This is a genomic window from Bacteroides sp. f07 (genome assembly GCF_042854785.1).
Taxonomy (GTDB): Bacteria; Bacteroidota; Bacteroidia; order Bacteroidales; family Bacteroidaceae; genus Bacteroides.
Map to the genome: position 1 here is coordinate 222,193 of NZ_BAABXI010000001.1, position 11,966 is coordinate 234,158.

Sequence of the window (11,966 nt, forward strand, 5' to 3'; positions counted from 1 at the left end):
TTTATTGGGATTCACGCTCGGAATGGAGATTGAGCACATGTCCGGTCTCGTTTACTTTTTGAGCGAACGGCAGCGACTTACCGATGCCACTGGCTTCCCAATCGCGGCAATACGCCTCGATAGCTTCCTGATGGCTACATCCAAGCTCTTGCTTGTACAGTTTCAGAGCCTCTTTCTCTGCCCGTTCCGTCGTGTAGGTCATATAGCACTCATGCGGTTCTTCCACGCCATACACGCCGCTGGTCGTGCCGCGACGGATGAAAACTTCCCGGAAGAAACTACGTCCCTCCTTGTTCTCAAGGCGGTTGATTGTAAAAATCTTCTTGCAGTCCACATCGGTCAAACCAAGGATTGCCTTGATGGTGTCGAACCTTTCGCGGAACTTGCTTTGATCAAGCAGCATCACCACGTCCGAATTGTTAATAATCGCCTCTTTTACGATTTCGCTGCCGATAATATCCTGTATCTCCTGCGTTACCACGCCGACACTTGCCCAGAACTTACGGGCTGTCTTATACATAAACTTGATGTACTCCGCCATGAGCGGACTGGCGATGGCTTTCCATGCCTCTTCGATGACCAAGACCTTGCGACCCTTCTTGATACGCATTTTCTGAAGGAATACATCCATGATAATCAGCGTAACAAGAGGGAAAAGGAGAGGATCATCTTTTATACTGTCGATTTCAAAGACGATGAAGGTCTCATCGAACAGTGAACTGTCCATGTTCTCGTTCAGTGTCTTGTCGTGGTTCCCGCCCCGGTAAAAGTCTTTCATCATGTAGCGGTAGGTCGATATGTCAATGCCCGTAATGCGATTCTCATCGCAGATGTCAGGAATGCGTTGCACAGAGTATTCATAGAAGGAATTGAACGAAAGCTCTTTTACTTTCAGTTTCATGCGCCTGCTTTCTATCTTGTTGATGGTGTCCTCAATACGTGCGGCACGTTCCTGCTCGCTTTCGCCCTTTTGTTCACCGCGATTGCGGTCGTCGATGACAAGGCTTTTGCGCAAGTCCTCACGTTGCTGGGGCGTGAAACCCTCGAAACCATTAAAGTAGGCATCATAATATTCCGTGATGACGTGTTCTATCAGGCGGTCTTCCGTCTTGGTAATCGTTCCCTGCGTCCCTTTCCAGATGAGCAGCACAAGATTTTTCAGAAAGCCCGTTTTCTCCACGTTCATCTCCTCCCGGTTGATGCGGAACGGATTCATCGTGATAGGCTTTTCCTCTGTGTATGATATATACTTACCACCCAGATACTCGCATAGACCTTCATAGGAGTTACCAGTATCTACCATAACGACATCGGTGTTCTGTTCATGAAGCTGGCGCACGACCGAGTTCATGTGGAAGCTCTTGCCGCTGCCCGAAGGCCCAAGACAGAAGAAGTTTGAGTTGTCTGTCAGTTTGTTTTTTCCCTCTTTTCCCGTGATGTCAATAGCTACCGGCACGCCCTGACGGTCGGTATAATACACTTTAAGCGGAGTCTCCTCGCTGTGCTGGATACGCTCCTTGTACATCAGGCACGTCGCCGCGTCGCCGAGTGTGAGAAAACGGTCATATTCCTCACTAAGGGAGTAGCAGTTGCCGGGAAATCCACCCACGAACAGCTCTAATTGATTATAGGCTCGTTTGCTGACGTGGATACCCATGCGCCCGAATGCGTTTTCAAGGTGATTCGTACACTTTTGCAGGTCGGCATCGGCCGGTACAGCCACCACCATGTTGAAATGGCAGTACACAAGCTGCTTGCTCTCACGGGCAATAACCTCCTGAACACGCTTGATGTCCTCGACAGCCATCTGGTTGTTCGGGTTGGGAATGCTCGCGTGGCGGTTCTTTTTCTTGTCGAGCTGCGACAGCTCCCGCTTTTGGTTGGGCAGGAAGATGATTTGGTTATAAACCACAGTCTCGGCGTTCGGTATGCTGTCCACCACCGACACCAAATCCACCGGCATTTCGGTATTGTTTACCTCGATATTCGTGTAGGGACGGATCAGCGACGGCAGTGCAGCGCAGTCCACGTCCACGAGGCTGTACACCTTGCAACGCTTGTCGCCCATAGAGACAGTCTCATCGTCCGCCTTGAAGTTCGTCATCGAGACAGTACGGTCGTTGAAATTCATGGCGAAGTAGCGATCCACATACTCGCTCGCTTCGGCTTTGTTCAGGAATCTGGCCTGCACACCGCTGTCACGCAGTTGATCGTGTACCTTGCGGATTTTCACAAGGAAGTCACGCCATTTCTTGTTGTCGAACGAGAAAAGGCGACTTTTCTTCGCCTCCTGCGTGATGGTCAGGTAACAAAGGCTGTCCGTGTATTGGCGGCCACCGAAATAACGGAAGTAAGACGCCGAGAGAAATTCCCGTCTGCCGTCCGTTTCATTCGCAAAGCGTTTCCTGACGAAAATATCCTGCTTATGGATGGCGTACCCTTCGCCCAATGTCTGCGCAAGGGCAGTGAACAGGTGCGTGAACTCGTAGTAACAGTCGATGTCCGCCGAATACTTCTGCACCGGATTCTCTATTTTCAGTACGGCGGAGTATTCGCCAGTCTTGGTGTACAGTACGCCCACTCCGTCCGTCTCTTCCGCCGAAAAATAGATATCCTGAAAGATTCGCTTGCGCTTGCCGCCCGTGCCGAACGCATAGACCGATACGGCCATGCCGATACACAGTGCGATAAAGGCTGTGATAATGTATAGGGTCATTTCGATATACGTGTAATTAAAAATAGGGGCAGGTTCGCCTTGCTTCAAGACAAACCCGCCCGCGTTCAACAATCAATATAGCCATGCACATTGCCGTGATGGTTTCTCTTTCGTCAGATCTTGCGCGAGTGGGCATAGACGTACACACCCGGTGCGATCTTCTTGCTGTGCAGTCCTTTCCGCTGTTTGAGGATGATGAGCACGATGCCTGTCGATACGGAGGCTGACAGTACGACAAGCCCGGCAACGAAACCTATCAGGCAGTAAGCAGCGACGAAACCGACAATGGCTCCACACGTTGTCGCTGCCGCCCAATAGATGTATCGTCCCTGAATACCTAAGAACTCAAGAGGCCGTTGCAGTCCCTTGAACAGCGGATAATCCGGATAACGTTCGTCCTTGCCTTTCATCCTCTGTCAGCTTAAGCGGCAATACCGAAGAACAGGGGCAACGCCTTGGCTGCCGCAATCAGAAAGATACAGGCGCCCACGACCATCATGATCTTCTTCTTGACATCCTGCTCCTCGTTGTTCATGGCGATGTACACGCTGATTGCGCCCACGATGGCCACGACGCCGGCAATGGCGTAGCATAGTTTGACCATGATAGGCACATACTTGGTAATCTCCTCCGCGACGGTGGACAACGCAGTTGTTCCGGCAGAGTAGTCTCCTGCGGAGTTCTGTGCCATTGCAGTCGTGCCGGACAGCAACATGAGGGCAAGCATCTTTACCTGGGTAGAGATTCTGTTGATGAATCCCATTGCCTTTCGGCACATTCGTTTGGTTCTTTGAAACATACATTTACTGTTTTTAGTGAATACTTTTATTTATCTGTGACCGTCATACGGTCGGTGTTATATGCGGTAGCCGAAGAAGGCCGGGAAGACGACGAACGCACCGATAAGGAACAGGCACGCACCCACAAGTGTCAGTATCGACTTGGTGATGCCGTCCTCGCCAGTGTTCATCTTGACATAAATCTGGAAACAGGACACGATGACATAAACTCCGGCTATGGCGCAACAGATGTACTGGACGTAGAGCATCATCGTCACCACGTAGTCGTGCATCGTAGCCAGTGCGTCTGCACCCCAACTGTAGTTTACGCTACCGCTCTTGGCGGAAACCGTGTAGGGGAGCGTGAGGCACACCGCACATAGTATCTTCTTAGCTTTCGACATTTCACAACCGGTCTTGAATTGGGTTCCACATTATTTCAGGCCGGTTGTCCACCCGTCCTTTGGCAATCATCGCCTTGTACATCTCTTCTGAAGTGCGTTCGTCAGACAGGTAAGGCACGGTTTCTTCCATTCGTTCCTCCGCTTCGGCTTTCAACTGCTCCAATTTCTCCTGTGCTGTCGTCGGATTGTTCACACTCTTTTCCGGTGGTGTTTCCTGAACAGTAGTTTCGCTTTCTGTGTCGTAGCTTTCGTCGCCGATACTGAAGCCCGTTTCACTCTCCGTGACAGCAACACTTTCTTCCTCGACCTCCGGTGCGCCGATGTCGAAAACTTCCTCGTCCTTCTTGTCCGTTCCCTTTTTTCCATAAAGGTCATGCGTGATGATAGCGGCGTAGTAGATGACGTAGGCGACCGTCAGGACAAGGGCAAAAATGAAATATGAGTTCATATCTTTTAGTATGGATATTGAAATTTATATTAGTATGATTTTGCAAAGGAATACACGAAATATCGAACTATAAAATAATTGAACAATAAACAGATATTCTGTTAGTAAGATTTGTGTAAATTTTCAAAATCGAACTATTAAATCGTACTATATACCTATTCCGGCAAAGAAAAAAGAGGACTGGAGGGCATAAAAAAAGCCCTCACGATGGAGAGCTTTGAATGGAAAATGGCGATAAGACATCAACGTTTCTTTCCGCGCAGATAATCGTTCAGGTCTTTGTATTCCGCATAACGGCCGGATTCGTCATTGGCACGTCCGTCATACATGCCGGCAATGGTTTCGGCGGTTTTCTGCCCGGCAAGATCATTGTCGAGGTAACAGTGAATGAACGAATATTCCTGCAAGCGTGTCAGTGCCTTTCTCAGGTTGTTTACCGAGTTCATCACGAGGTAGTCGCACGGCATGTCAATACACACCGTTTTGTCTCCAGCCTGCTTCAGCGTCAGATAGGAAAGAAAATCCATGAACCCCTCGAAGACACAGGCCCTTTCCTGCGTTTCTTCGCTCCGGTGTCTTATCAATGAAATATCCTTGTTGTTCAAGCATCCTTTATAATATGCGTTACGCACCTCGTAACCGCCGGAGACATTGCCGAACGCAAGAGCGAAATAATGCCTTTGGCGCAGTTCATAATGAACCTCCCGGCAGAACATTCGACCGATGTCCGCATCGATCAGACGGGACTGGAGGTAAGAAAACAATGCGTAGTGGCGCAGCGGAACCACGATTATATCTTTCATTTCCGCTTCCACCGGACGGGACGGAGCGGTCGGCACATGGATGACCGGTAGCGGTGTGGCCTTTGCGTGCCTCTCGATAAATGCCAGCACCTCGCTCACGTTGTTCGTTTGATACAGGTGCTTCCCCAGTTCCACCAGGTCGCCACCTGTAGCCTCGCCGAAATCATACCATTCATTTATCTGGTCATTCACTTTGAATGACGGAGTACGTTCTTCCCGCAATGGCGAGAGATACCAGTGCTGCCCTGATTTTACATATAGCGCACGGTGGCCGAGTTGTGCCAAGAAATCCACAATGGGTATTTGTTTTGCTTCTGCTATGGTCATGTCTTTCTCCTTGCATTATATCCAGTATGTATTTGCATACGGTCTCATTCTTCATCAAAAAGCATGACCTCGGCAGGTGTCATGTCATTATAAAACAGCTTGTCCCGTTTGATGATGAGTTTGAGATTATCGGTCAGATATTGCAGCAACTTCACCATGACACTTCGTCCCCGTTTGAATCCGATGGCTGCATAGGAATCCATGAGAGCTTGCAACATATTCTCGAAACCTTTGATGGGTTTGTCGCCAAAAGCAGCGGCAAGGGCTTCCCTGTGCTGCTCCAAGGATAGATCCATAAAACTCATCCGTGATTTCTGTTTGATGCCACTGTTGAACGAATGGTTTTCCGCAATGACAGGCAGCCCGTTGTCATCAACGGTAAATGCAAAAGGCTTGAACTCTTTTTCACGGATATGCAGCGCATGGACTTCGCTGATACTTGGATTGTCACTATTTTTACTGATGACCAATACGGTTTCCGCCTTGTTGCTCATCTCCGTGCCTATATGTCCCCGTACATTATTGTCCCCTTTGTTCAAATGGAGCACGCAATGAATATGCAGGTCATGTCGGGAAGACCATTCCATCATCTTGTTGATGACTTCCACCGATTCGCCGGTACTGTTGATGTCAAGCATCAGGTCGCGGATACCGTCGATGATGACCAGTCCATAGCCTTTATTCTGGCGTAGCGCATAGTCTATGACTTCAATGCGTACTGCAGGTGTATATTCTCTTAGACAAATAAAATCGAGGTTCTCGTTGTCGGTCTTCGTAGACAGGCCGGCCAATCGTAAGATGCGTTCCAAAACCGTGTGACAATGGAAGCGGCTCTGTTCCGTATCGACATACAAAATTCTGCGCTTCCCCTCTGGTAGGTGTGCCCGGTAGTTCAACACCTGTCGTCCAGCCAGTGATGCAGCAACAAGAGCAGAGACATTGAATGTCTTTTTCGATTTGGCTTTACCAGTCGAGGCACTGAAATTACCGAGGGTGGCTATCGTTGAATTGTCTATCCAAATGATTTGTGGTGGGGTTTCGTAGGTGTCGGTAGCCCTGATTTGGGATGCGGCAAGAATATCAAACAGTTTATGCTCCTCAAGCCCTGTGCTTATGTTGTAATCAGTCTTTCTTTCGTTTTCCATAGCGTCTTTGCTTTAAGAATGGTTGTGTTGCTACTGTTTCGGTTGCCATACGCATGGCTTCATCTGCAGTCGGTTCGTGATTCTGCAAGAGCCATTCATCCAGTTCTTCCTTGGCGAAGTAGATCATTTTACCACGTGGTTTGTAATGTGGAATCTCTTTGTTTGCCGTGAGCTTGTACAGCATACTGTCGGAAACCCCGATATACATACAGGCATCCTGAAATGTAAAGACCCGTTTGGTCGAATAGATGCTTTGCTCCAACAAATCCATCCGTTCCAAGATATTTTCAACCGGTTCCAGTTTCTTGAGAACCGACTCAAGGGCGGTAATTCGTTCGCTCATCCGCTCCATGAAAGTTAGTCTGTTCGACATATGTTTTCAATTAAAGTTTGACAATAGAATTGTATCTCCGTTATCAGTGCGTCGATAACGGAGGACAAAGGTATGATATGCCGATAAAGGATAGGAAATTATCAGCATGATACTATGCAAGTATCACGCTAACTCTCATTCTTTTATCTTTCACATGGTAGATTTATTCTCACTTTCTTTCAACTGACCGATAGCTCGTCTGATGCTGTATGATACCGCTGTCTTGTTGTTCCTGACAGCGGAAAGAGCAGACGAAAGATTAGATGCGGTAATAAACCGTGAGCCGTCCTTGGATTGCAAGAACCGTCCTTTGTCGAGAACAGATTGCCAGCGGGATTGGATGAACGAGTTTTCGAGAAGTACATCGAAAAAAATAGTCACATGACGAAGATTGTTTACCCGGATATGAAACCCCTCTTTACAGGAAAAGAGAGCTTCCATATCCTCTATGCGGAGTGTAGAAACGCAAAACAGATGATAAGTATTGGCACAAGACACAATACCTGTCATCTGTTCTTGAGTGAAGTTGCATCCGAAAGAAAGCGGTGGGGCATCTGTCACCTTATCGGTGCGGTGCTCGACTGGTGGCGGCAACGGCTCCGACCTATCATACCTCCTTCGCAGTTCCATACATTTCTCGAATGAGAAATCTGATGCTGTAAAAAGAGGTTGGATAAGTCGTGCACATTCTGTCAGCAGCCCTCTGACGATGTAAATGTTCATTTCGTGGCAGTTCCGACAACCGCATTATCGCAGTTGATGTACCGGTGACTGTTAATGAAGTCATCCACATAGCGGCTATACCGCTTACCATCCGCAGTCACATTTTGGAGATAAAGTTCTCTCGCCTCGGAGAGTAACTCGAATAATTCTTCCGCTACATCCTGTTCAGTAGCAAAATGGGTTAGGTGTTGCTTCCCTTCAAAAAAAGAGAAGACATGTTACATTTCTCTTTCATGTCTGTTTACTTATTCATATTTTAAGTTCAAATTTGATGATAGTTTAAAGAGGGTTCATATCAGACACCCTCTTTTTACAAACCTTCTTAATATCAAAGCCTTGCATGAAAAACTATTTGGTTACCTTGTAAGTTCCACTTCCATAGTTCTTTGACTTCATCTCTCCGGGAAGAGTTACGGTAGCGGTGGCACCTTTAGGGATGGTAAATTCCCAAATCCAGGCGTCACCTTCGTATTTCCAGGCACTCTTGATGAGTCCGGCGGCGGAACGGTATTCGGCAGTCACGTGTCCCAACCGCTTGTCTGGAATAGGCTTCATAATGATATGCTTGAAGCCGGGGGTGGCTGGATCGGCTGCGATGCCGGCAACAGTTTCCCAAATCCATTCACATACGCATCCGTAGGCATAATGATTGAAACTGTTCATGCCGCTCGGTCCCATTCCTTTGTCTATCATATAGCTGTTCCACCGTTCCCAGATGGTGGTGGCTCCGTTGTCCACAGAGTACAGCCAGCTTGGATTCTTACGTTGGAAGAGCAGTTCATAGGCAATGTCTTCCATGCCATTCTCCGTGAGGGTGGCCATGAGGATGGATGTGCCTAAGAATCCGGTCTGTAAGCAAAGGTCGTGCTGTGCGAAGTTTTCGCGCAGACGGTCTATCATCTTCGCTTTGGCTTCGCCTTCTACAAGTTGGTTCTTCAGGGCGAACAAAGCAGGTGTCTGCATGGTGTTGAGGATGGCGGTTTTGAAGGTACCGTCTTCATTGAGGAAGTTCTCTTTGATGTATGCCTTTGCCGAATCAGCCATTTGCTGGTATTTGACGGCATCGCGACCGGTGGCGGCAGCCATGTCCCGCATCATGAAAGCATCTGTCATCCAGTAGGAAGCACTCAAATAGTTCCAGTAGCTGATAGCATCAGGAAGCGGACCTTGGGGAGAGAAAGCCAGTCCGCTCCAGCTTTCCAGAGGTTCGTAGCTCAGCCAGTCGGCCCATTGATAGTTACCGTTCTCGCTACAGAGGGTCTCGTGGTTATACTTGGTGTCGTTGATGTGGTTCATAAACAAGTCCATGGCATTCCAGTTCTCCTCGATGATTTGTGTGTCATCGAATTGTTTCCATACCGTCCAAGGCACGATGATTCCGGCATCAGCCCAACCGAAACGCATTTTCTCGTCACCGTATTGTGCCAAGGGAGCCACTCCGGGAAATCCGCCCAAATTGTTCTGTGTGTCGCGCATGTCACGCATCCACTTGTGGAAGAACTTCATGGTGTTGGCAAAGAACGTTCCAGTTTCTGCAAATACTTGTGTGTCTGCTGTCCAGCCCAGGCGCTCGTCGCGTTGCGGGCAGTCGGTAGGTATGGACAGGTAGTTGGATAACTGCCCCCAATAAGTGTTGGAGATGAGCTTGTTCACAAGGTCGTTGCCTGTGGTTATAGTGCCGATCTCCATTTTCTTTGTGATGGAAGTAACTGGGATGGATTTCAGCGACTTGATGGCGACATTTCCGGTGGCAGTTATGGAAACGTAGCGGTAGCCGAAGAAGGTGCAATGAGGGTAGTAGGTCACATAGCTATTTCCGGCAGCAAAAGTGTAGTCCAGACGGACGCCGTAAGGGAAGCGCAGGCTTTCGCGGTGACAGCTTCCTTCCGGACCGTCCATGCCACGAATCTTGGCACCATTACCGTCATTGAGTAGTTCTGCGGGAAGGCAGGTCAGCACTGTTCCCTCAGCAGCTTTGAATACGAAAGAGGGGATGCCGGCACAATTTTGTCCGAAGTCCACCACTAACGTCTCTCCCGGACTTACGGTCATCTCTGTATCCAATGCGAACTCACGGGCGATAATTACCTTACCGAACTCATTCTCCTTTGCTCCTCCTACATTCTTCCAAACGTATGCTTTGACAGGAGCGAGGGCGAGATCTGTACGCAGATAGACTTCCGCTCCGTCCGAAGGCAGGATGTCGCCGGAGAATTCGGTATTCTCTTCGGGTGTGGAGAGTTTGTCCACACATTCGTAGCCCATCGGTTCGCGTGCATCGTACGTTTCTCCATCAAAGATGCCGGCATGTTTCACCGGACCGGCAATTCCGGCTTTCCAGTTTTTGAGGTCAGTACCGTAGCGCTTCTTGCTTCCGTCAGAAAAAGTCAGTTCCAGTACACCACGGAAGGCACATTTCTTGCCTATCATGCCGTCATATCCTCCGGGGGTTATAATTTTGTCACCCCACCATCCCGGCGTCACCTGTACGGAGAGCATGTTCTCGGCGTTTGGCTTAGTACGAATGATGTCTGTAATATCATAGGTGAAAGAACGTTTGGTCTTGGCATAGTGTGTGAAGCCCGGTTTCAGGAATTCCCCGCCTACGGGTTTCCCATTCACATACAACTCGTAAATTCCCAGTCCGGTGGTCATCCACTTGGCGGAGATGACTTTCTGTTCGTTTCTTACAGTGGACACGAACCAGGTCGCGCCATCGGCTGCGCGACCGTTGTTATGTCCTTTCACTACAGGAGCGTCTGTTGCGGAAATCCATTTGGATTCGTTCCAGGCCAACGCTTCCAATGCGTCAGTACGTTTCCCGACTTCGGTTGCGTTTATCAGTCCGCTATTTGAGAAAAACGCGAAAATTATTATCGGAATAATATCCGCAAAATAATGAAGATTCATTTTCATACTTATGTTTTTATTTTTCTTATTTAATCAGATAATCAGATGCGTAGATAAAAGCACCGGCTGTCCACCCCATAAATGGAGGCATTTCGTATTCATTATTCACTTCCAAATTACCTAATTCAGCGTTATATTTCTCCCATAGATTACCTGAAGATTGGTAAATCTTAACAATACTACTAACATATTTCTGAGCTATACGACGAGCTTCTTTTTTAAATCCATAACGGTCCAGACCATTTATTGATAAAAGATTAAAACTCGCCCATGCATTAGGAAAATCCCACTGATAGGTTCTCTTGCGTTTTCCTTGTTCGCAAGCGACAATGCCACAAGGATATTCTAATCTTTGAAGATGAACAACCACATTCTTAGCTTGATGTTTGGTTAAGACCTCTGCCCAAAGTAAATTAAAAACAGCCGCAGAATATATAGGACTTAGTCGGTTATTTATAAAGTCATAATCATAAAAACAGCCGTCTTGAGAGTTATAACAATATTTATTCAACAGATTTTTCCTTTTTTGGGCTGCATCCAACCATTTGTTTGAACCCTTCTTTTTCAATTCTTTATAGAAAAAAGCAAAATTCTGTTCATATAAATAGAGATTTGCATTTAAATCCACAGGATTAAAATCTTCACAACGAAAATCAAAACGAGGGGAAAAATCCCAACCGGACTCCGCTTCTGCAATTAAATGAGAAGATTGTTTCAATAACTTCAAAGAATCTGTTAAAACAGGCAAGTCAGTGAAACGTGTTCTCATATATTCATAAAATGAAACCAGTTCATCTCTTGTTGCACTGTTCGAATATCGGTTCAGTCCCGTAGGTGTAATTCGTTGAGTCATCCAGAATGTGTACTCTTTTTCTAATATTCTACAGGCAGATTCCAACCATATTTTATCCCTGCTCTTTTCGTAAATATCCCGAACCATCATACTGGCAAATGGTGGTTGTGAACGGTTCAAATATGAAACATTAGATCCATTAGGCATAAATCCAAATTTATCTATTAAGTAAAGGATGTTATCTACATTATTCAATGCCTGCTCAAAGTCATCATCCGATATCAACCCTATATTTGTAAAATATGTATCCCAATAATACATATCTTGCTGAAATGCACCACTCAAACTTGGAACACTATAAGGTTTTGGCAAAGCAATATATCCCAATGTATCCTTTTTACACTCTTTTACAGTATGTCCCATATGTTCTTTAATGAATAAACGTACATTTCGTATGTCTTCAAGCGATTGCTGTTGGGCATTTATAAAGAGAGAAAATATGAAAATAAATATTGCGGTTAATAATTGACGCATAGTATATTCTA

At 47.0% G+C, this 11,966-nt stretch carries 10 protein-coding genes and 1 pseudogene; all 11 read right to left on the reverse strand.

What is annotated here, in order from left to right:
* Position 1: 1 nt before the first annotated feature.
* The 11 genes and pseudogenes from ACGHVY_RS01000 to ACGHVY_RS01050 all read right to left on the reverse strand — a co-directional run bounded on the left by ACGHVY_RS01000 (position 2) and on the right by ACGHVY_RS01050 (position 11,955).
* On the reverse strand, positions 2–2,716 hold the full coding sequence (locus ACGHVY_RS01000; protein ID WP_390596466.1) for a helicase HerA domain-containing protein: 2,715 nt from the start codon (positions 2,714–2,716) through the stop codon (positions 2–4).
* Positions 2,717–2,829: 113 nt separating this feature from the next.
* On the reverse strand, positions 2,830–3,126 hold the full coding sequence (locus ACGHVY_RS01005) for a DUF4133 domain-containing protein (RefSeq protein WP_390596468.1): 297 nt from the start codon (positions 3,124–3,126) through the stop codon (positions 2,830–2,832).
* 11 nt (positions 3,127–3,137) lie between these two features.
* Entirely contained in the window at positions 3,138–3,515 is a 378-nt protein-coding gene (locus ACGHVY_RS01010) for a DUF4134 domain-containing protein (protein ID WP_390596470.1), read from the reverse strand.
* 57 nt (positions 3,516–3,572) lie between these two features.
* A complete protein-coding gene (locus tag ACGHVY_RS01015) occupies positions 3,573–3,899 on the reverse strand; it encodes a DUF4134 domain-containing protein (protein ID WP_172275394.1) in 327 nt (108 codons plus the stop codon).
* A 1-nt stretch (position 3,900) separates the two neighbouring features.
* Positions 3,901–4,347 (reverse strand): hypothetical protein, encoded by a 447-nt coding sequence (locus ACGHVY_RS01020; RefSeq protein ID WP_390596474.1) that lies wholly within the window; start codon positions 4,345–4,347, stop codon positions 3,901–3,903.
* 242 nt (positions 4,348–4,589) lie between these two features.
* On the reverse strand, positions 4,590–5,477 hold the full coding sequence (locus tag ACGHVY_RS01025) for a toprim domain-containing protein (protein WP_390596476.1): 888 nt from the start codon (positions 5,475–5,477) through the stop codon (positions 4,590–4,592).
* A 44-nt stretch (positions 5,478–5,521) separates the two neighbouring features.
* Positions 5,522–6,622 carry an AAA family ATPase gene (locus tag ACGHVY_RS01030; RefSeq protein WP_390596479.1) on the reverse strand — a complete coding sequence of 367 codons (1,101 nt, stop codon included), beginning with the start codon at positions 6,620–6,622 and terminating at the stop codon, positions 5,522–5,524.
* A complete protein-coding gene (locus ACGHVY_RS01035) occupies positions 6,600–6,995 on the reverse strand; it encodes a helix-turn-helix domain-containing protein (RefSeq protein ID WP_390596481.1) in 396 nt (131 codons plus the stop codon). The genes ACGHVY_RS01030 and ACGHVY_RS01035 overlap by 23 nt, the downstream gene beginning before the upstream one ends.
* A gap of 150 nt (positions 6,996–7,145) precedes the next feature.
* Positions 7,146–7,819, reverse strand: a pseudogene (locus tag ACGHVY_RS01040) (hypothetical protein).
* 247 nt (positions 7,820–8,066) lie between these two features.
* On the reverse strand, positions 8,067–10,634 hold the full coding sequence (locus ACGHVY_RS01045) for a family 78 glycoside hydrolase catalytic domain (RefSeq protein WP_390596483.1): 2,568 nt from the start codon (positions 10,632–10,634) through the stop codon (positions 8,067–8,069).
* 19 nt (positions 10,635–10,653) lie between these two features.
* Positions 10,654–11,955: a trehalase family glycosidase gene (locus ACGHVY_RS01050; protein ID WP_390596485.1), complete on the reverse strand. Its 1,302-nt coding sequence runs from the start codon at positions 11,953–11,955 to the stop codon at positions 10,654–10,656.
* Between the last annotated feature and the right edge of the window lie 11 nt (positions 11,956–11,966).